A 21108-nucleotide genomic window follows, 5' to 3' on the forward strand; every position below is an offset into this window, starting at 1 on the left:
AAAAGCAAAGACCCGGCGGGTGCCGGGTCTTGCCTGGGGCGTGAGGCCTGCTTAGTCAGCCTGCTTGCGCAGGAAGGCCGGGATCTCGATCTCGTCCATGCCATTGCTGGACAGGGCCTCGACCTTGGTCGCGGCGGCCGTGCGGCCATGGCGCCAGACGCTGGGCACGGTCATGCCGGCAAAATCTCCGCCGCCACCGCCCAGGGTCGGGGCGGCCACGGTCTGGCCCAGCGTGGCCGACATGTTCACCGGCTGGGTCAGCACCGGCATGTTGTCGGTGCCGGTGCGGCGCACGGCTTCCTGCTGGATCACCTGCAGCGGCGGCTGCTGCTGCTGGCGGGCCTTGCCCTGGCTCAGGCCGGTGGCGATGACCGTCACGCGCAGCTGGTCGCCCAGCGATTCGTCGTAGGCCGTGCCGTAGATGACATGGGCATCTTCGGCGGCATAGCGACGGATGGTGTTCATCGCGTTGCGCGACTCGCTCAGCTTGAAGTTGCTGCGGCTCGCGGCGATCAGCACCAGCACGCCACGGGCACCCGACAGGTCAATGCCTTCCAGCAGCGGACAGGCCACGGCGGCCTCGGCAGCCTTGGTGGCGCGGTCCGGACCGCCGGCCTGGGCCGTGCCCATCATGGCCTTGCCCGGCTCGCTCATCACGGTCTTGACGTCTTCGAAGTCGACGTTCACCAGGCCCGGGATGTGGATGATGTCGGAGATGCCGCCGACGGCATTCTTCAGCACGTCGTTGGCGTGCGCGAAGGCCTGGTCCTGGGTGACATCGTCGCCCAGCACTTCCAGCAGCTTCTCGTTCAGCACCACGATCAGCGAATCGACATTGGCTTCCAGCTCGGCCAGGCCGGACTCGGCCGCCTTGGTGCGGCGCGTGCCTTCGAAGTCGAAGGGCTTGGTGACCACGCCCACGGTCAGGATGCCCATCTCCTTGGCCACGCGAGCGATCACCGGCGCGGCGCCGGTGCCGGTGCCACCACCCATGCCGGCCGTGATGAACAGCATGTTGGCGCCCTGGATGGACTCGCGGATGCGGGCCTCGGCCTCTTCGGCGGATTGACGGCCGACCTCGGGTTTGGCGCCGGCGCCCAGGCCCGAATTACCCAGCTGCAGCAGCTGGTCGGCCTTGGAACGATTCAGCGCTTGGGCGTCGGTATTGGCGCAGATGAATTCCACGCCCTGGACGCCCTGGGCAATCATGTGCTCGACCGCGTTGCCGCCGCCGCCACCGACCCCAATCACCTTGATTTGGGTGCCCTGGTCAAACTCTTCGATCATTTCGATCGCCATATCAAACCTCCTTCGCCGATTATGCAGTCGCCAAACGTAGAAAAATACCGGGAAGAACCCTTTTGTTTGCCCTTTGTCGTTGTCGCCCGACAGGGTTTGGAAGCAAACGAAGGGATTCGAGCCCGAACTTGAAAAGGGTCCTCAGAAATTCCCCAGAAACCAATCCTTGGCGCGCCCGAACAGGGTTTTCATGGACCCCGCCTGCTGAGCCGCCTTCAAGCCGCGTGTTCTCGAAATGCGCGCTTCTTCGAGCAAACCCATGACAGTGGCCGACCTCGGGTTGGCAACCATGTCGAACAAGCCGCCGCTGTAGGTCGGATTGCCGCGCCGCACGGGTTTCAGGAATATGTCCTCGGCGAGTTCCACCATGCCCGGCATGACGGCCGATCCGCCGGTCAGCACAATCCCCGAGGAGAGCAGTTCCTCATACCCGGATTCGCGAATCACCTGGTGCACCAGCGAGAAGATTTCCTCGACTCTCGGTTCAATAACGCCGGCAAGTGCTTGTTTTGAAAGCAGGCGCGGCGCCCGATCGCCCAGGCCGGGTACCTCGACCTGATCGGCCGGATCCGCCAGCAATTGCTTGGCGACCCCGTGTTCGACCTTGATTTCCTCGGCATCCTTGGTCGGCGTGCGCAGCGCCATGGCGATATCGCTGGTGATCAAATCCCCGGCAATCGGAATCACTGCGGTATGCCGGATCGAACCGCCGGTGAAGATGGCCACGTCGGTAGTACCGGCACCTATATCGACCAGGGCCACGCCCAGGTCGCGCTCGTCCGAGGTCAGGGCGGCGCTGCTCGATGCGGTCGGGTTCAGCACCAGCTGGTCCACTTCCAGGCCGCAGCGGCGCACGCACTTGACGATGTTCTCGGCCGCGCTCTGGGCGCCGGTGACGATGTGGACCTTGACCTCCAGGCGGCCGCCGCTCATGCCGACCGGCTCCTTGACCTCGTGGCCGTCGATCACGAATTCCTGCGGCTCGACCAGCAGCAGGCGCTGGTCATTGGGGATGTTGATCGCCTTGGCGGTCTCGACCACGCGGGCCACGTCCACCGGCGTCACTTCCTTGTCGCGCACGATCACCATGCCGGTCGAGTTCTGACCGCGGATGTGGCTGCCGGTGATGCCGGTGAAGACGCGGCTGATCTTGCAGTCGGCCATCATCTCGGCCTCTTTCAGCGCCTGCTGGATGGACTGCACGGTGGCGTCGATGTTGACCACCACGCCGCGCTTGAGGCCGTGCGACGGGGCCACGCCCAGGCCGGCGATGCGCAGCTCGCCATTGCCCATCACCTCGGCGACCACCGCCATGATCTTGGCAGTGCCGATGTCCAGGCCCACGACCAGATCCTTGTATTCCTTGGCCATCTGTTAGTTCCTTGTGGTCTTCGTCGATTTGTTCTTGGCGCCCGCCTCGGGGCCGCTCGTCGTCACGCCGCGCAGCTTCAGCGCATAGCCGTCGCGGTGGCGAAGGTCGGCCGCCAGCAGCGGTGCCTGGTAGCGCGAGGTCATCTGGGTCAGCGTGCGCACGAACTGCTCGTAGCGCGCCAGCACCTCGGCGTCGCTGCCGCGGCCCAGCTCGATCTCGGCGCCCTTCTCAAGCTTCAGGCGCCAGGAGCCGCGACCCGAAAGGTCCAGCCGCTCGGCGCTGTCCGACAGGGCCTCGGTCAGCGGCTGCAACTGCTTCCACAGCATCAGCATGTGGCCAGCCGAACCGGTGGGGCCCGACAGCGTCGGCAGGTTCTCGTCCTCGACATCGCCCAGGTTGGCCTGGAAGACCTCGCCGAAGCTGTTGACCAGCTGGCGCTCGACCGCGGCGTCGCTCTGCGCATCGGCGCCTTCGGCCTTGAGCTCCCAGTAGGCGGCCGGACGATGCTCTTCCAGCGTGACCTTGAGCCGTGCCGGCCAGATCCGCTGAACCGTGGCCTGGCGCACCCAGGGCACGGCCTCGAAAGCCTGGCGCGCCTGCTGCAGGTTCATGGTGAGAAAGGTGCCCGAGAGCCTCGGCAGCGCATTGGCCCGCAGCGTGGCCGAGCTGTTGCGGGCCACATCGCCCTCGATCTGCACCGCGCGGATCGCAAACACCGGCCGGCGCGCCAGCCAGTTGGCGCCATAGGCCAGCACCGCCAGCACCAGGCCGAGCATCAGCAGCACCGCGACGCCGTTCATCAGACGGACGTCGGGTGGCAGTGCCTGGTCGAGCGCGGTGTTGGCGGCCATGCTTGCTTGAGGGTCAGGCCTTGCCCGAGTCGAGTCGCGCCTGGGCCAGCAGCCACAGGCACAGCTGTTCGTACGTGATGCCCGCATGCGCCGCCGACTTGGGCACCAGCGAATGCGAGGTCATGCCGGGCGAGGTGTTCATCTCCAGCAGGAAGGGCTCGCCGTCCGACTTGCGCAGCATCAGGTCGGCACGGCCCCAGCCGCGGCAGCCCAGCGAACGGTAGGCCGCCAGCACCAGGTCCTGGATGCGGCGCTCCAGCTGCGGGTCCAGGTTGCCAAGCAGGTAGCGCGTGCTGTTGGTGAAGTACTTGTTCTGGTAGTCGTAGTTGCCCTGGTCGGCCTCGATCTGGATGACCGGCAGCGCCACGGCCGAAGCGCCCTCGCCCAGCACCGGGCAGGTCAGCTCGGGGCCTTCGATGAACTGCTCGCACAGCACTTCTTCGTCGTACTGGGCGGCGGCCTCGACCGCGGCCTGCATCTGCGAATAGCCGTCGACCCGGGTCACGCCGATGCTGGAGCCTTCGTGCGGCGGCTTGACGAAGACCGGCAGGCCCAGCTCGTCGGGCACGGTGATGACGCGCTCGCGCTGCAGCTCGCTGCGCTTCAGGCTCAGCCATTTGGGCGTGGCCAGGCCATCGGCGCGCCACAGCCGCTTGGTCGTGATCTTGTCCATGGCGATGCTTGATGCCATCACGCCGGAGCCGGTGTAGGGAATGCCCAGCAGCTCCAGCGCGCCCTGCACCGTGCCGTCTTCGCCGTGGCGGCCATGCAGGGCGATGAAGCAGCGCTGGAAGCCTTCGGCCTTCAGCTCATGCAGGCCGCGCTCGGCCGGATCGAAGTCATGGGCGTCGACACCGCTGGCGCGCAGCGCCGCCAGCACGCCGGGGCCGGACATGGTCAGCGAGACCTCGCGCTCGGCCGAGCTGCCGCCCATCAGCACGGCGGTCTTGCCTAGCTGCTTGGGGTCGATGTTCAGGTCCAGTTTCATTTCAGCAGTTCCACCGTTTGTGCGGGCACGGCTCCGATAGAGCCGGCACCCATCACGATCACCACGTCGCCGCCCCGGGTGGAGGCGGCGATGGCAGCAGGCATGGCCGAGACCGGGCCGACCAGGGTTGCATCGCTGGCGGCAGCCAGGTGTGCGGCATCGAAGCCGGCGATCGCCGCTTCACCGGCGGCATAGACATCGGCCAGCAACACCAGATCGGCCTGGGCCAGGACCTTGACGAAGTCGGCAAAGCAGTCGCGGGTGCGGGTGTAGCGATGCGGCTGGAAGGCCAGCACCAGGCGCTGGCCCGGGAAAGCGCCGCGCGCCGCGGCCAGCACGGCCGCCATCTCGACCGGATGGTGGCCGTAGTCGTCGATCAGCGTGAACTGGCCGCCATCGGCCGCACGCAGCTCGCCGTAGCGCTGGAAGCGCCGGCCCACGCCGCCGAACTTCTGCAGCGCCGCGACTATGGGTGCATCCGGCAGCTCCAGCTCGGTCGCCACGGCAATCGCGGCCAGCGCATTCAGCACGTTGTGGCGACCAGCCAGGTTCAGAGTCACCGGCAGGTCGGCCATGCCTTCGCGCTGGGCCACGAAGCGCATCTGGCCGCCGGGCAGCGCCTGGACCTCGACCGCGCGCACGCTGTTGTTCTCGCCGAAGCCATAGCTCACCACCGGCCGCTCGATGCGGGCCATGATCTCGCGCACGCCGGCATCGTCGCCGCAGACCACGGCCGCGCCGTAGAACGGCATCTTGTGCAGGAAGTCGACGAAGGCGCCATGCAGGCGGGCCAGGTCGTGGCCATAGGTGTCCATGTGGTCTTCGTCGATGTTGGTGACGACGGCCATCATGGGCAGCAGGTTCAGGAAGGAGGCGTCGCTCTCGTCGGCCTCGACCACGATGTACTCGCCCTGGCCCAGGCGCGAGTTGGCGCCGGCTGCGTTCAGCTTGCCGCCGATCACGAAGGTGGGGTCGACGCCGGCCTCGGCCAGCACCGTGGTCACCAGCGAAGTGGTCGTGGTCTTGCCATGGGTGCCGGCGATGGCGATGCCCTTCTTCAGGCGCATCAGCTCGGCCAGCATCACGGCACGCTGCACCACCGGCACGCCGGCCGCGCGCGCGGCGACCAGCTCCGGGTTGTCGGCCTGGATGGCGGTCGAGACCACCACCACCTGGGCACCAGCGATGTTCGAAGCCTCATGGCCGACAAAGCTTGTCAGGCCCAGGCCGGAGAGGCGCTGCAGCGTGGCGCTGTCGCTCTGGTCCGAGCCGCTGACCTGGTAGCCCAGGTTGTGCAGGATCTCGGCGATGCCCGACATGCCGGCGCCGCCCAGGCCAATGAAGTGGATGTGCTTGACGGCGTGCTTCACGGGGTCAGTCTTTCAATCTCATCGGCCACGCGAGCAGCAGCGCGGGGGCGAGCCAATTGGCGCGCCTTCTCGCCCATTGCTTGCAAACGAGCCCGGTCCAGGCCTTCGATCAGCTGCTTGAGCTTCTCGGCCGTCAGCTCGGTCTGCGGCAGATGCAGGGCCGCGCCGTGCTGGGCCATGAACTGGGCGTTGTCGCGCTGGTGGGCCGTGGTGCTGACCACCAGCGGCACCAGCACCGAGGGCGCACCGGCGGCGCAGAGCTCGCTGACCGTGATCGCACCGGCGCGGCAGACCACCAGGTCGGCCGTGGCCAGGCGCTCGGCCATGTTGTCTATGAAGGGCAGGATCTCGGCTTCGACTCCGGCTTCGCGATAGGCCAGCTGCACCTCGGCCAGATTGGCCTGGCCGGTCTGGTGGACCACCAGCGGACGCTGTTCCGCCGGCCACAGGGCCAGCGCCTTCGGAACCGCCGCATTGATGGCCTTGGCACCCAGCGAGCCACCGACCACCAGCAGGCGCAGCGGACCGCTGCGGCCGGCATAGCGAGCCGCCGGTGCGGCGATGGATTCGATCTCGTCGCGCACCGGATTGCCGGTGACGACGGCACCGCTGCGGGCCGCGTCCACACCGTCGAAGCCGAAGGCAATGCGCGAGGCCAGCGGCTTCAGCGCCTTGTTCGAGAGCAGCAGTCCGGCATCGGCATTGACCAGCACCAGCGGGCGGCGCATCAGCCGCGCCATCAGGCCGCCGGGCAGGCAGACATAGCCGCCCATGCCCAGCACCGCGTCGGCACTGCGGGTGACAAAGACCTGGCGGCTCTGCACGAAGGCCTTGACCAGGCCGATCAGGCCCTGCACCAGCTGCTTGGGCCCCTTGCCGCGCAGACCCGCGAAGGCCAGGCGGTCCAGCGGAATCCCGGTGGGCGGCACCAGCTTGTTCTCCATGCCGGTCTCGGTGCCAATCCAGGAGATGCTCCAGCCGCGCCGCTTCATCTCTTCGGCCACGGCCAGGCCCGGAATGATGTGGCCGCCGGTGCCGGCCGCCATGATGACCAGGTGGCGGCTCATCCGCGGCCCCCTCTCATCATTTGCCTGTTTTCGATGTCAATCCGGACCACCACGGCCAGCGCGATGCAGTTCATCAGGATGGCCGAGCCGCCGAAGCTCAGCAGCGGCAAGGTCAGGCCCTTGGTCGGCAGCGCGCCCAGGTTCACGCCCATGTTGATGAAGCCCTGGCCGGCCATCCAGATGCCAATGCCTTGTGCGTAGAGGCCGGCGAACACCCGGTCCAGCGCCACGGCCTGGCGGCCGATGTGGAACAGGCGGCGCGACAGCCAGAAGAACGCAAAGATCACCACGGCCACACCGACGAAGCCCAGTTCCTCGCCGATCACGGCCAGCAGGAAGTCGGTGTGGGCCTCGGGCAGGTAGTGCAGCTTCTCGACGCTGGAGCCCAGTCCCTGGCCGAACCACTCGCCGCGGCCGAAGGCGATCAGCGAATGGGTCAGCTGGTAGGCCTTGCCCTGGGCGTATTTCTCGTCCCAGGGATTGAGGTAGGCAAAGATGCGCTCGCGGCGGAATTCGCTGAAGGTGATCATCAGCACGAAGGCGCCGACCAGCACCGCCACCACCAGGAAGAACATGCGGCCGTTGACGCCGCCCAGGAACAGGATGCCCATGGCGACGCAGGCAATCACCATGAAGGCGCCCATGTCGGGCTCGGCCAGCAGGAGCACGCCGATCACGCCCAGCGAGACGATCATCGGCCAGACCGCCTGGACGAAGTTCTCCTTGACGTCCATCTTGCGCACCATGTAGCTGGCCGCGTACATGGCGATGGCGAACTTGGCCAGCTCCGAGGGCTGGAAGTTCATCAGGCCCAGCGGAATCCAGCGGCGCGCGCCATTGACCACCTTGCCAATGCCGGGGATCAGCACCACGACCAGCATCACCAGCGAGACCACGAACAGCCAGGGCGCCCAGCGCTCCCAGGTTGCCACTGGCACCTGCACCACGATCAGCGCGGCGATCAGGCCGGCGCCTATGTACATCGCCTGGCGAGCGAAGTGGAAGGTCGGTGAATAGCGGGTGAACTTCGGGTTGTCCGGCATCGCGATGGAAGCCGAATAGACCATCAGCAGGCCGAAGGCCATCAGCGCGATCACGACCCAGACCAGGGTCACGTCCCAGCCCAGCAGCTTGGTCGGCTGGCCGGTCGAGACCCAGTCACGCACCGGCACGGCGGTCGGGCCGTCGCCCTCGGCGGTGCCGGTGCTGCCGAAGCGCTGCTTCAGCGACTGGATCAGGTTGGTCAATGCGGCGGTGCTCACAGGCTCGCTCCCCGCTCGGCCGCCAGCGCCTCGGCCGCGGCCACGAAGACCTCGGCCCGATGGGCGTAGTTGCGGAACATGTCCAGCGAAGCGCAGGCCGGGCTCAGCAGCACGCTGTCGCCCGACTCGGCCTGGGCCAAGCACCAGGCGGTGGCTGCTTCCAGCGTCTCGTGGCGCTGCACCGCGAGGCCTGTTCCTTCGAGCACGGCCTCGATGGCCGGCGCATCACGGCCGATCAGGGCCACGGCGCGCGCATGCTGCAGGAGCGGCTCGCGCAGCGGCGAGAAATCCTGGCCCTTGCCGTCGCCACCGAGGATGACGACCAGCTTGGACGGTGCGCGGTCGGCGCCCAGGCCACCCAAGGCAGCCACGGTGGCGCCGACATTCGTGCCCTTGGAGTCGTCGTAGAAATCGACGCCGTCCAGCGTGCCAATGTGCTGCACGCGATGCGGCTCGCCGCGGTACTCGCGCAGACCATGCAGCATGGGCGCCAGCGGGCAACCCGCCGCCGTGGCCAGGGCCAGCGCGGCCAGCGCATTCGAAGCGTTGTGGCGACCGCGGATGCGCAGCGCATCGGCCGGCATCAGACGCTGCACCACCAGTTCCTCGTCCTCGTCGCCGGGCTTGCGCTTGATCGTCGGATCGCTTTCCAGCGCGCGCACCAGCCAGGCCATACCGCCTTCGCTGACCAGGCCGTAGTCGCCCGGCTTCCTGGGCGCATCCAGACCGAAGCGCACGACCTTGCGGCCCTGCTCGATCTTGCGGCGGCCGCGGCCCGGGCTGACCATGACGGTCGCCGGCACCAGGGCCTCGACGGCAGCGTCGTCACGGTTGATCACCATCACGGCTTCCTGGCCGAACACGCGGGCCTTGGCCCGTGCATAGGCGGCCATGTCGCCATGCCAGTCCAGATGGTCCTGGGTGATGTTGAGCACGGTGGCCGCGGTCGGCTCGAAACCTTCGACGCCTTCCAGCTGGAAGCTGGACAGCTCCAAGACCCAGGCCTCGGGCAGGTGCTCGAACACCGGGCCCTTGGGCGGCGGCGGCTTGATGGGCAACGGCTGTTCGTCCAGCAGGGCCTCGACTTCTTCCAGAGCCGTCGGGGCGGAGGCTTCGGCCGGCGCTTCCTCTTCTTCGACGACCGTCTCGACGGCCGACTCAGGCTCGACTGCAAGTTCCTCAGCGGCCTCCACCGTCACCGGCTCCAGGTCCAGCGCCTGGGCCAGCGTGGTCAGCATGGACGGGCCGATGTTGCCGGCCACGGCCACGCGCCTGCCGCAGCGCTCGACCAGCAGACCGGTCAGGCTGGTGGTGGTGGTCTTGCCGTTGGTACCGGTGATGGCCAGCACCACGGGCGCGTAGCGGCGCTCGGCCTTCAGGGCATTCAGCGCCTGAGCAAACAGATCGAGTTCACCCAACAGAGGCAGGCCCAGCTCACGGGCGCGCGTGAGCAGCGGCTGCAGGCGCGCATCCAGGGGCGACAGGCCAGGACTCTTCAGGACGGCGCGCAGGCCTTCGGCATCGGCGGCCTGCAGCGCACCGCTGAAAAACTGCGCATCGGGCAGCAGTTCCTTCAGCGCCGCCAGCTGCGGCGGGTTCTCGCGCGAATCCCAGACGCGGATCGCGGCCGCGCCCTGGCGAGCCGCCCAGGCGGCCATGGCCAGGCCGGTGTCGCCCAGGCCCAGGATCAGCAGGTGTGCGCCGTTCAGTTCCACCGTTGGTCCTCAGCGCAGCTTCAGGCTGGCCAGGCCGACCAGGCACAGCAGCATGGTGATGATCCAGAAGCGGACGACGACCTGCGTCTCCTTCCAGCCCGACTTCTCGAAGTGGTGGTGCAGCGGCGCCATCTTGAAGATGCGCCGGCCGGTGCCGAACTTCTTCTTGGTGAACTTGAACCAGCTGACCTGGATCATCACCGACAGCACCTCGGCCACGAAGACGCCGCCCATGATGCCCAGCACGATTTCCTGGCGCGTGATCACGGCCAGCGTGCCCAGGCCGCCGCCCAGGGCCAGCGCGCCCACGTCGCCCATGAAGACCTGGGCCGGATGGGTGTTGAACCACAGGAAGGCAAGACCTGCCCCCGCGGTGGCGGCGCAGAAGATCAGCAGCTCGCCGGCGCCCGGGATGTAGGGCAGCAGGAGGTACCTGGAGAACACCGAGGAGCCGGTCACGTAGGCGAACACGCCCAGGGCCGAGCCCACCATCACCACCGGCATGATGGCCAGGCCGTCCAGGCCGTCGGTGAAGTTCACCGCATTGCTGGTGCCCACGATCACGAAGAACGAAAGGCCCATGAAGCCGAACACCCCCAGCGGATAGCTGACCGACTTGAAGAAGGGCACGAGCAGGTCGGCGCGCGGCGGCAGCTCGGTCGAGAAGCCGCTCTGCACCCAGCGGAAGAACAGCTCGAACACGCGCAGCGCCGAGGTCTCGGACACGCTGAAGGCCAGGTAGATCGAGGCGATGATGCCGATCAGCGCCTGCCAGAAGAACTTCTCGCGGCTGCGCATGCCCTCGGGGTCCTTGCGCACCACCTTGCGCCAGTCATCGACCCAGCCGATGGCGCCGAAGCCCATGGTCACCATCATCACGACCCAGACGAAGCGGTTGCTCCAGTCGAACCACAGCAGGGTCGAGACGCCGATGCCTATCAGGATCAGCACGCCGCCCATGGTGGGCGTGCCGCTCTTGGCCAGGTGCTGCTGCACGCCGTACTCGCGGATCGGCTGGCCGATCTTCATCTCGGTCAGGCGGCGGATGACCCAGGGACCGAAAGCCAGGCCGATCAGCAGGGCCGTCATGGCCGACATCACCGCGCGGAAGGTGATGTAGTTGAACAGGCGCAGAAAGCCCCATTCCGGATAGAGGCTGAGCAACCATTGCGAGAGGCTTAGCAGCATGGCTTCCTACTTCCCTTCAGCGGCCGACAGCGCCGCGATCACTTGTTCCATGCGCATGAATCGCGAGCCCTTGACCAGCACGGTCGAGACGCGTGGCGCCTCGCCCAGCGCGGCCAGCAGGTCCGCCACGGTTTCGAAGGCGCGGCCATTCGCGCCGTAGGCCGCCGCAGCGTCCTTGGCCGCCGCACCAGCGGTCCACAGATGGGCCACGCCGCGCTCGGCCGCATAGGCGCCCACCTCGCGGTGGAACTCCGGGCCTTGCGAGCCGACCTCGCCCATGTCGCCCAGCAGCAACCAGGCCGCGCCCGGCAGCTCGGCCAGCACGTCGATGGCGGCACGCACGCTGTCGGGATTGGCGTTGTAGCTGTCGTCGATCAGGGTGACGCGGCGGCCGCCCAGCATCACCGTGCCCAGCGCGGACCGGCCCTTGACCGGGCGGAAGCTTTCCAGGCCGCGCACAATGGCAGCCAGCGGCGCACCGGCAGCCAGCGCGCAGGTCGCGGCGCCCAGCGCATTGCGGACGTTGTGCAGGCCGGCCACGGCCAGGCTGACCGGTGCATCGCCGGCCGGCGTGTGCAGCTCCAGCGCCCAGTGGCCCGTCGACTCGCCCTCTTCGCCCGCGCCAATCCAGCGCGCGCGGCCGGTCACGTCGGCCTGTCCCTGCAACGCGAAGCTCAGCTCGCCGCGATGGCCGGCCAGCTGGTGCCAGATCGGGGCGCAGGCATCTTCGGCCGGGAACACCGCGACGCCGGCAGCGCCCAGGGCCTCGATCACGGCGCCGTTCTCACGCGCCGCGGCCTCGACCGTCTGCAGGAATTCCTGGTGCTCGCGCTGGGCGTTGTTGACCAGGGCCACCGTCGGCTGGGCCATGGCGGCCAGCGGAGCGATTTCGCCCGGATGGTTCATGCCCAGCTCGACCACGGCGGCCCGATGCCAGACCGCGTCGTCCTGGCGCAGCCTGAGCAGCGTCAGCGGCACGCCAATGTCGTTGTTGTAGTTGCCCTCGGTCGCCAGCGAAGCATTGCCCAGCCAGGCCCGCAGGATGCTGGCAATCATCTGCGTGACCGTGGTCTTGCCGTTGCTGCCGGTGACCGCGATCACAGGCAGATGACAGTGACGGCGCCAGGCCGTGGCCAGCAGACCCAGGGCCTGCTTGGCATCTGGCACCTCGATGCCAGCGAGGCCAGCCGCTTCGAGGCCGCGTTCGGCCAGCGCAGCGACGGCACCGGCGGCCTTGGCATCGGCCAGGAAGTCGTTGGCATCGAAGCGGTCGCCGCGCAGGGCGACGAACAGGTCGCCGGACTTGAGCGTGCGGGTGTCGCTGTGGACCCGCTGGATCTCGGTCTGCGGATCGCCGACCAGGCGCGCCTGCGGCAGGCTTTGCTGCAGCAGGTGCAGGGCCTGGCCCAGCGTCATCAAAGGCGTGTCGTGGTGAATCACAAACCAGCCCTCCGGATCAAGGCAGCACGGGCCTGCTCAACATCCGAGAACGGACGGCGCCGGCCCTGGATTTCCTGGTAGTCCTCATGGCCCTTGCCGGCCACCAGGACCACGTCGCGGCTGCCGGCCTGCTGCACCGCATGGTCGATGGCGACGGCGCGGTCGACGATGGAGGTGGCCAGCGGCGCACCGGCGACGATATCGGCCAGGATGGTCTCGGGCGATTCGGTGCGCGGGTTGTCGCTGGTGGCGATCACCAGGTCGGCCAGGCGCGCGGCAATGGCGCCCATCTGCGGCCGCTTGGTGCGGTCGCGGTCGCCGCCGCAGCCGAACACGCAGATCAGCTGGCCACCGCGCGCCGCCGCCAGCGGGCGCAGCGCCTGCAGCGCCTTGTCCAGCGCGTCGGGCGTGTGGGCGTAGTCCACCACCACCTCGGGCAGCTCGCGGCCATTGCCGATGCGCTGCATGCGGCCGGGCACCGGCGTCACCTGGCCGGCGGCGGCAGCGGCCTCGGCCAGCGAATGGCCCAGCGCGCGCAGGCCGCCGATCACGCCCAGCAGATTGCTGATGTTGTAGTCGCCGATCAGGCCGGTCTGCACCGCGACCGTGTCGCCGCCCTGCTCCTTCAGCGTGAAGGCGATGCCACCGGCGGCGTACTGCAGTTGGTGAGCCGAGAGCCGCGCCTCGGCATTGACCGCATAGGTCCAGACATCGAGCTTGCCGCCGGCCAGCTCGCCGGCCAGGGCCGCCCCCTGGGCGTCGTCGATATTGATCACGGCCGACTTGAGGCCCGCCCAGTCGAACAGCTTGCGCTTGGCCGACCAGTAGGTCTCCATGCTGCCGTGGTAATCGAGATGGTCCTGGGTGAAGTTGGTGAACAGCGCGACGCGGATCTCGGTGCCGGCCAGGCGCTGCTCTTCGATGCCGATGGACGAGGCCTCGATGGCGCAACCGCCGAAGCCCTGATCCAGCATGCGGCGGAAGGCCTGCTGCAGCAGCACCGGGTCGGGCGTGGTCAGGCCGGTGTAGTCGATGGCGGCCCCCGTGCCGTCCGGCGCCGGCGGCACGCCCACGCCCAGCGTGCCGATCACGCCGCAGCGCGAGTCCAGCAGCGACAGCGCCTGGGCGGTCCACCAGGCGCTGGAAGTCTTGCCATTGGTGCCGGTGACAGCGATCACCGGCAGCGTGCGGCTGGGCTCGCCGTAGTAGGCGGCGGCGATGCGGCCGGTCATGGCCTTGAGGCCGGGCAGCGTGGCGACGCGGGCGTCCTTGAAGTCGTGGGCATCGACGCCGGCATCCTCGACCAGGCAGGTCGCGGCACCCGCAGCCAGGGCCGCGGCCACGAACTCGCGACCATCGCGCGCATAGCCGGGCCAGGCGATGAAGGCATCGCCCGGCTGGACCTGGCGGCTGTCGGTACGCAGCGCGCCGGTGGTCCATTCCTGCAGCCAGCGGGCGGCGGCTTCGGGGGATTTGAGGCGGGTCAGCATCGTTGCCCGCCCGGCCGCCCCGAAGGGCAACGAACGCCCCCTTGGGGGGCAGTGAACGCAGTGAGCGTGGGGGCCATCATGATCAGAAGCTCTCTTCCACGGCCTGAACCTTCTGGGTCGCCACGATCTGCGGCTTGACCTCGAGGTCGGGTGGCACATTCATCAGGCGCAGGCTCTGCGACACGACCTGGCTGAACACCGGGCCGGCCACGATGCCGCCGAAGTACTGGCCGGCGCTGGGCTCGTCCACCATCACCGCAACCACGATGCGCGGATTGCTGATCGGCGCCAGGCCAACGAACCAGCTGCGGTACTTGTTGCCGGCATAGCCCTTGCCTTCCTGCTTGTGGGCCGTACCGGACTTGCCGCCCACGCTGTAGCCCTGGGCCATGGCCAGCGGCGCCGTGCCGCCGGGGCCGGCCGCCATCTGCAGCATGCCGCGCATGGTGGTGGCGGTCTTGGGAGAGAACACGCGGATGCCGTGCACCGGCTCGCCGCTGGCCGACTTGGTCATGGTGATGGGAATCACCTCGCCGTCGCGGGCGAACACGGTGTAGGCACGGGCCAGCTGCAAGAGCGAAGCCGACAGGCCGTAGCCGTAGCTCATGGTCGCCTGCTCGATCGGGCGCCAGCTCTTGTACGGACGCAGCTTGCCGCTGATCGCGCCGGGGAAATTGATCTGCAGCCGCTGGCCCAGGCCAATCGCCGAGAACATCTCGTGCATCTCGCGCGGCTGCATCTGCATGGCCAGGCGGGCGGCGCCGATGTTGCTGGACTTCTGGATCACCTGCTCCACGCTCAGGTCGCCATGAGGGTGGGCATCGGTCGGCGACCAGCCGGAAATCACCAGGCTGCGCGGTGCGGTGTTGATGATGGTCTGCGGCGTGACGCGGCCGCTCTCCAGCGCCAGGCTGGCGATGAAGGGCTTCATGGTCGAGCCGGGCTCGAACACGTCGGTCAGCGCCCGGTTGCGCAGCTGGGCACCGCTGAGGTTCTGGCGGTCGCCGGGATTGAAGCTGGGGTAGTTGGCCAGGGCCAGCACCTCGCCGGTCAGCACATCCAGCACCACGGCCGAGCCGGCCTTGGCCTTGTTCTCCAGCACCGCGTCGCGCACCCGCTGGTAGGCGAAGAACTGGATCTTGGAGTCGATGGACAGGTCGATGTCGCGGCCGTTCACCGGTGGCACGCGGTCGCCTATGTCCTCGACCACGCGGCCCAGGCGGTCGCGCACGACCGAGCGCGAGCCGTCGCGGCCCTGCAGGTCCTTCTGGAACGCCAGCTCTATGCCTTCCTGGCCGCGCTCCTCGATGTTGGTGAAGCCGACCACATGGGCCGCGGCCTCGCCCTCGGGGTACTTGCGCTTGTACTCGCGGTCCTGGAACACGCCCTTGATGCCCAGGGTCTTGATCTGGCCGGCCATCTCGTCGTCGGCCTGGCGGCGCAGCCAGACGAAGCGGCTGTCCGGGTCCAGCTTGCGATCCAGCTCGGCGCTGCTCAGGCCCAGGATTTTGGCCAGCTGGCGGCGCTTGGCCGGATCGGCATCCACTTCCTTGGGAATCGCCCAGAACGAGGGCACGGCCACGCTGGCCGCCAGCACCTGGCCCGAGCGGTCGATGATGCGGCCGCGGCTGGCCGGCAGCTCCATCGTGTGGGCGTAGCGGGCCTCGCCCTGCTTCTGGAAAAACTCCGTGCCAATGACCTGCACATAGAGCGCACGGCCCAGCAGGCCGGTGAAGGAAATGCCCACCAGAGCCACCAGGAAGCGCGAACGCCACGGCGGCGTCTTGGAAGCCAGCAGCGGGCTGCTGCTGTAGCTGACGCTGCGGGCCGCGATGGCGCCGCCATTGCTCTTGTTGCGCTTGGCGCCGCTCATCTCTGCACTCCGCTGGCACTCAGGCTGGCCTGCTGGATGATGGCCGGCGTGGCGGCGCGCATCTGCAGGCGTTCGCGGGCGACCTTTTCGACCCGCAGATTGGTGGCTTGCGCCTGGCGCTCGGCCTGCAGGCGCTGCAGGTCGGCGTCGAGCCGCCGTGCCTCGGCCTGGGCCTTGTCGATCTCGGTGAACAGCCGGCGCGCCTCGTAGGCACTGCGCACCATCAGCGCGCCCGAGCCCAGCACGGCCAGCATCAGGATCAGGTTGAGGCGGCTCATCGGCCACCTCGCTTGCCGGGCTTGCCGGCGGGCGCGGCCGGCAGCTCCGCCTCGGTACGCTCCGCCACCCGCAGGATGGCCGAACGCGAGCGCGGATTGACCTTGACCTCGGCTTCCGAGGGCTTGATGCGGCCCAGGCTCTTCAGTGCCAGCGGCTTGGGAGCAGCGAACGGCGCGCGGCGGTCCACCACTTCCTTGCTGTGCTCGGCGATGAAGTTCTTGACGATGCGGTCTTCCAGCGAGTGGAAGCTGATCACCGCCAGGCGGCCGCCCGGGGCCAGCAGCTCGAGCGCGGACCTCAGGCCCTGTTCGAGCTCTTCAAGCTCAGCGTTGACTTGAATCCGAAGAGCTTGAAATGTGCGCGTTGCAGGGTCCTGGCCTGGCTCGCGGGTCTTGACCGCACCAGCCACGACCTGGGAAAGCTCATCGGTGCTACGAACGGGCTTCCCTGCGTCCCGGCGAGCAACAAGCGCCTTTGCAATCTGTACAGCAAACCGTTCTTCCCCATAGTTCTTGATCACCTCCGCGATGTGGCGCTCCTCGGCGCGGGCCAGGAAGTCCGCGGCGCTTTCGCCACGGGTCGTGTCCATGCGCATGTCCAGCGGTCCGCTGAAGCGGAAGCTGAACCCGCGCTCGGGGTTGTCGATCTGCGGGCTGGAGACACCCAGGTCGAGCATCACACCCTGGACCCGGTCGATCCCCAGCAGGGCCAGTTGCTCGCGCATCTGGGCGAACGGGGCATGGCAGATGGAAAAACGCGGGTCCGTGACCCGCGTCTCTCCGGTGGTCGCGGCTGCGACGGCTTCCGGATCGCGGTCGATCGCGACCAGGCGCCCTCCCGGCGCCAGTCGGCTCAGCAGCAGACGGGAATGGCCGCCGCGGCCGAAGGTGCCGTCTACATACAGACCCGTCGGGTCGTTCAGCACCGCCTCGACGGTCTCGTCGAGCAGCACGGTGGTGTGGGTGAAGGTCACGGCGGTGGCCATCAGAAGCTGAAGTCCTTCAGCGCATCAGGCAGGTCGCTCTGCATGACCTGGGCTTCATGGGCAGCGTAGGTCGCGGCATCCCAGAGTTCAAAGTGGCTGCCCATGCCGAGCAGCATCACGTCCTTGCTCAGGCCGGCGGCCGCGCGCAGTTCGGGAGAAATCAGCACACGGGCCGCGGCGTCGACTTCCACATCCTGGGCGTTGCCGAGGAAGACCCGCTTCCAGCCCGAGGCGGACATGGGCAGGGCCGCGATGCGGTCACGGAAGGCCTCCCAGGCCGGCCGCGGGAAGACCATCAGGCAGCCCTCGGGATGCTTGGTGACCGTCAACTGACCGGCACACAGGGCCTGCAGCACTTCGCGATGGCGTGTCGGGACGGCCATGCGCCCCTTGGCGTCCATCGCCAAGGCACTAGCCCCCTGAAACACAAAATTCGCCACGGCGACCCACTAAATTGCACTTTTCACCACTTTAACTTTCGACCCAGCCCAGGTCAAGCGAAAAACACAATTTTTCTCAATGAAATCAAGCACTTAGGGCAATCTCTTAGACTGAAATTGCAGGCAAAAGTCCTTCAAAATGAAGGACTTGCAATAGGCATTGCAAGTGCTGGATGAACAAATTGGGCGATGCGGCGGGCGCAAAACGCGCCGTTCGGGCGGCTCAATGCAGCCCTTCAACCCGCCGACCCGTGGTCAGTGCGCCAAGACGCAGACCGAGCGCACCGCCAGATCCGGGGACCAGGCCGGCCCGCAGGCGGCAGCCGCGCTAGACCATCAGCGCGTCAGCGCAGGCGCGGCGAGGTGCCGATTGTCGGCCAGAGAAGCTCGTGCCGCCGCCGCCTCAAGCAAGGCGGCGAACTCTCGGCTGCGCAACAGGCTCACGCCGTGCTCGCAGTTCCAGCGCTGCACCGAGCCCTGGCGGGCGGCAGCCAGGAACTCAGCCTCCTGCCGTGTCATCACCCTGTCTCGATCGCCGTTGAGCAGCAGCACCGGCTGCTCGATAGCTGCCAGCATGCTGCGGAAGTCCACGCCGCGCAGCGCCGCGACGGCCTGCTCGAAGACGCTGGCGGAAAGCCCCGTACCAATGATGGCCTCGGCATCCTCAACCGCCACGCCAGCCTCGGCCAGCATGGCGCGCACCTTGCCGGAGAGGCTGGCAATCAACTTCTCTTCGCCCATCAGCGCGAGCAGGGTCTTGAACAGCAAGGTCTTGGGAATGAAGTGGCTCAGCATCGCCAAGCCCTCGATGTTCCCGGTACAACCACCCACCAGCAGCTCTCGCAATTGATCACGCGGCAGGGCCGATGCCGCCGCCAGCGCCGCATAGCCACCCAGCGAGTCGCCGGCCAGGATCACGGGCGAGTCCTCCACTGAGCGTGCCGCCTCCACCACCGTGGCCACGGCCGCTTCCAGGGTGAATCGCTCGCCGCGGCGGCTGCCATGGCCCGGCAGGTCGGGCGCCAGCACGCGCCGGCCGGGGGCCAGGTGCCGGCGCACCGGGTCCCACATCCGGCCATTCATGGTGGCCCCGTGGATCAGGATCAGCACCGGTGCTGCAGTCAGGTCGGCGTTCATAGGCAATGCGGCTGAATGGACAAACCTATCCTACAAGTTGGCCTTGCATTCATCAAGACGACTTGCGGATTCTCAATGATCAAGCCAGGGAACGCTAAGTATTTCCCCTCAAACTCGTACAACCTGTTTGACAGGTTTGATAAGCGAGACTACGCTTCAAACCAACGCACCAAGACCAAGCCATGATTTCCGCCCAGCCCGCCCTGTCCCCCATCGAGCGCCCGACCCTGTCGGCCCAGGTGGCCAGGCATTTGCTCGCGCTGATCAACAACGAACAGCTGCGCCCCGGCGATGCCGTGCCCAGCGAAGTCAAGATCGGCCTGGACCTGCAGGTCAGCCGCGGCAGCGTGCGCGAGGCCTACCGGACGCTGGCGGCCCTGGGCATCCTGGAGATCGAAGGCGGCCGCAAACCGCGGCTGCGCCTGATCGACGCCAGCGTGCTGGCCCAGGTGTTCGATTACGCGCTCAACACGGCCCAGGTCAGCCTGGCCCATGTGCTGGAAACCCGCCGCGCCATTGAGCTGCAGACGGCCCAGCTGGCCGCCCGCTATGCCACGGAAGAGCAGCGCCAGCGGCTGCGCGAGCTGGCGGCGCAGATGCGCGATGCACTGCGCGACCCGGTCCGCCGCGTGCAGTGCGACTCGGCCATCCACCACCTGATCGCCGCCGCCAGCGGCAACCCGCTCAACAGCCTGCTGCTGGGCGCCCTGGGCACGCCCGTCGAAGCCTCGGCACGCATGCACCTGGCCGAGACCCGCAGCGAGGCCGAACTCCAACGCGTGATCGACGCGCATGACGCCGTGGTCGAGCGCATCTGCGCCGGCGACCCGATGGGCGCGCAGTCGGCCATGTCCTACCACTTCGATCTGGCCCTGGTGCAAGTGCAGCGCCAGCGGCCCGACATCAGCACCTAGCAAGGCCCCCATGTCCCACCCCGATTTCTCGATGGCTCCCGAGGCCGTCGAGCAGGCGATCTCACGCCTGAAAAAGCTGTTCGGCGAGCGACTCAACGTCTCGAAGGCGGTCCGCGAGCAGCATGCCCGCGGCGAAGGCCTGGTCACCAGCCTGGCACCCGATGCCGTGGTCTGGCCCGAGAACAAGGCCGAGGTCTGCGAGATCCTGAAGCTCTGCGACGAGCTCGCCGTGCCGGTCATCGCCTTTGGTGCCGGCAGTTCGCTGGAAGGCCATGTCAGCGCGCCGCATGGCGGCATCTGCGTGGACATGAGCCGCATGAATGCGCTGCTCGAAGTGCATCTGGAAGACGGCGACTGCGTGGTCCAGCCGGGCATCACCCGCGAGGAGCTGAACGCGCAGCTCAAAGGCACGGGCTTCTTCTTCCCGGTGGACCCGGGCGCCAACGCCACGATCGGCGGCATGGTCTCCACCCGGGCTTCGGGCACGACGACCATGCGCTACGGCTCCATGGTCCACAACGTGATGAGCCTGGAAGTCGCGCTGGCCGATGGCCGCCTGGTACGCCTGGGAACCCGGGCCCGCAAGAGCTCGGCCGGTTTCGACCTGGTCCATCTGATGGTGGGCAGCGAAGGCGTGCTGGGCCTGATCACCGAGATCACCTTGCGCCTACATCCGCTGCCGGTTGAAGTGGCGGCGGCGGCCTGTGCATTCCCGAGCCTGGCGGCAGCGGTGGATGCGGTGACCGAACTGTCGATGAGCGGCCTGCCATTCGCCCGCATCGAGTTCCTGGACGAGCACCAGGTCCGCGCCTGCAACGAGTATTCCAAGCTGGGCCTGACCGAGCTGCCCACGCTCTTCCTTGAGTTCCACGGCAGCGAAACCGGCGTCAAGGAACAGGCCGAGCTGGCACAGGAAGTGGCGACCAGCCACGGCGGCATCGAATTCAAGTGGGCCACGCGGCCCGAAGACCGCAGCCAGCTGTGGAAGGCGCGCCATCTCGCCTACTTCGCCGCCCTGGCGCTCAAGCCGGGCTGCATCAGCGTGGTGGCCGACGTCTGCGTGCCCATGTCGGCGCTGGCCGAGCAGGTGCAACTGGCTCGCGAACACATCGATGCCGAGGGACTGGTCGCGCCCATCCTTGGCCATGTCGGCGACGGGAACTTCCACGTGCTCTTCATGCCCATGCCCGACCAGCCCGCAGAACAGGCGGCGGTGGACCGCGTCTATGCCGCGATGGTCGAGCGCGCGCTCGCCGTCGGCGGCACCTGCACCGGCGAACACGGCATCGGCATGGGCAAGAAATCCAAATTGCTCGCGCAGTACGGCCCCGAAGTCGTGGGCCTGATGCGCGCCATCAAGACCGCCTGGGACCCGAAAGGCATTCTCAACCCCGGCAAGATTTTCTAGAAGGTCCGGGCCAAGGAATGCGCACAGACG

Annotated in this window: 18 protein-coding genes; 2 read left to right on the forward strand and 16 right to left on the reverse strand. The window is 67.8% G+C overall.

The window, feature by feature from the left end:
• Positions 1-51 precede the first annotated feature (51 nt).
• The 16 genes from ftsZ to QT382_RS09515 form a co-directional block, all read right to left on the reverse strand.
• Positions 52-1299: a cell division protein FtsZ gene (ftsZ, locus tag QT382_RS09440; protein WP_289253782.1), complete on the reverse strand. Its 1248-nt coding sequence runs from the start codon at positions 1297-1299 to the stop codon at positions 52-54.
• Between the two features lie 141 nt (positions 1300-1440).
• Positions 1441-2670 (reverse strand): cell division protein FtsA, encoded by a 1230-nt coding sequence (gene ftsA, locus QT382_RS09445; protein ID WP_289253783.1) that lies wholly within the window; start codon positions 2668-2670, stop codon positions 1441-1443.
• 3 nt (positions 2671-2673) lie between these two features.
• Entirely contained in the window at positions 2674-3522 is an 849-nt protein-coding gene (locus QT382_RS09450) for a cell division protein FtsQ/DivIB (protein ID WP_289253784.1), read from the reverse strand.
• Between the two features lie 13 nt (positions 3523-3535).
• Positions 3536-4510 carry a D-alanine--D-alanine ligase gene (locus QT382_RS09455; RefSeq protein ID WP_289253785.1) on the reverse strand — a complete coding sequence of 325 codons (975 nt, stop codon included), beginning with the start codon at positions 4508-4510 and terminating at the stop codon, positions 3536-3538.
• On the reverse strand, positions 4507-5880 hold the full coding sequence (gene murC / locus QT382_RS09460) for a UDP-N-acetylmuramate--L-alanine ligase (protein WP_289253786.1): 1374 nt from the start codon (positions 5878-5880) through the stop codon (positions 4507-4509). The genes QT382_RS09455 and murC overlap by 4 nt, the downstream gene beginning before the upstream one ends.
• Positions 5877-6947, reverse strand: coding sequence for an undecaprenyldiphospho-muramoylpentapeptide beta-N-acetylglucosaminyltransferase (murG, locus tag QT382_RS09465; RefSeq protein WP_289253787.1), 1071 nt, complete (start codon positions 6945-6947; stop codon positions 5877-5879). Before murG ends, murC begins: the two co-directional genes overlap by 4 nt.
• The gene (gene ftsW / locus QT382_RS09470) at positions 6944-8209 is read right to left on the reverse strand and encodes a putative lipid II flippase FtsW (RefSeq protein WP_502929859.1); all 1266 of its coding nucleotides are present in this window, start codon (positions 8207-8209) and stop codon (positions 6944-6946) included. Before ftsW ends, murG begins: the two co-directional genes overlap by 4 nt.
• Positions 8206-9924 (reverse strand): UDP-N-acetylmuramoyl-L-alanine--D-glutamate ligase, encoded by a 1719-nt coding sequence (murD, locus tag QT382_RS09475; protein WP_353957266.1) that lies wholly within the window; start codon positions 9922-9924, stop codon positions 8206-8208. The genes ftsW and murD overlap by 4 nt, the downstream gene beginning before the upstream one ends.
• A gap of 9 nt (positions 9925-9933) precedes the next feature.
• Positions 9934-11112: a phospho-N-acetylmuramoyl-pentapeptide-transferase gene (gene mraY, locus QT382_RS09480; RefSeq protein WP_289253788.1), complete on the reverse strand. Its 1179-nt coding sequence runs from the start codon at positions 11110-11112 to the stop codon at positions 9934-9936.
• Positions 11113-11118: 6 nt separating this feature from the next.
• Positions 11119-12528, reverse strand: coding sequence for a UDP-N-acetylmuramoyl-tripeptide--D-alanyl-D-alanine ligase (locus tag QT382_RS09485; protein ID WP_289254718.1), 1410 nt, complete (start codon positions 12526-12528; stop codon positions 11119-11121).
• Between the two features lie 20 nt (positions 12529-12548).
• Positions 12549-14042 carry a UDP-N-acetylmuramoyl-L-alanyl-D-glutamate--2,6-diaminopimelate ligase gene (locus QT382_RS09490; protein ID WP_289253789.1) on the reverse strand — a complete coding sequence of 498 codons (1494 nt, stop codon included), beginning with the start codon at positions 14040-14042 and terminating at the stop codon, positions 12549-12551.
• Between the two features lie 82 nt (positions 14043-14124).
• Positions 14125-15915, reverse strand: a complete 1791-nt coding sequence (locus QT382_RS09495) for a peptidoglycan D,D-transpeptidase FtsI family protein (RefSeq protein ID WP_289253790.1) — start codon at positions 15913-15915, stop codon at positions 14125-14127.
• Positions 15912-16193: a cell division protein FtsL gene (gene ftsL / locus QT382_RS09500; protein WP_289253791.1), complete on the reverse strand. Its 282-nt coding sequence runs from the start codon at positions 16191-16193 to the stop codon at positions 15912-15914. Before ftsL ends, QT382_RS09495 begins: the two co-directional genes overlap by 4 nt.
• Positions 16190-17179 carry a 16S rRNA (cytosine(1402)-N(4))-methyltransferase RsmH gene (gene rsmH / locus QT382_RS09505; RefSeq protein WP_289253792.1) on the reverse strand — a complete coding sequence of 330 codons (990 nt, stop codon included), beginning with the start codon at positions 17177-17179 and terminating at the stop codon, positions 16190-16192. The genes ftsL and rsmH overlap by 4 nt, the downstream gene beginning before the upstream one ends.
• Entirely contained in the window at positions 17179-17607 is a 429-nt protein-coding gene (mraZ, locus tag QT382_RS09510; protein WP_289253793.1) for a division/cell wall cluster transcriptional repressor MraZ, read from the reverse strand. Before mraZ ends, rsmH begins: the two co-directional genes overlap by 1 nt.
• Positions 17608-17955: 348 nt before the next feature.
• On the reverse strand, positions 17956-18756 hold the full coding sequence (locus QT382_RS09515; protein ID WP_289253794.1) for an alpha/beta fold hydrolase: 801 nt from the start codon (positions 18754-18756) through the stop codon (positions 17956-17958).
• 182 nt (positions 18757-18938) lie between these two features.
• Between QT382_RS09515 and QT382_RS09520 the strand changes: the two genes are divergently transcribed.
• Together QT382_RS09520 and QT382_RS09525 are read left to right on the forward strand one after the other, a co-directional pair.
• Entirely contained in the window at positions 18939-19670 is a 732-nt protein-coding gene (locus QT382_RS09520; RefSeq protein WP_289253795.1) for a FadR/GntR family transcriptional regulator, read from the forward strand.
• A 10-nt stretch (positions 19671-19680) separates the two neighbouring features.
• Positions 19681-21078, forward strand: a complete 1398-nt coding sequence (locus QT382_RS09525) for an FAD-binding oxidoreductase (protein WP_289253796.1) — start codon at positions 19681-19683, stop codon at positions 21076-21078.
• Positions 21079-21108: the final 30 nt, after the last annotated feature.

This window comes from Pelomonas sp. SE-A7, assembly GCF_030345705.1.
Lineage (GTDB): Bacteria > Pseudomonadota > Gammaproteobacteria > Burkholderiales > Burkholderiaceae_C > JAUASW01.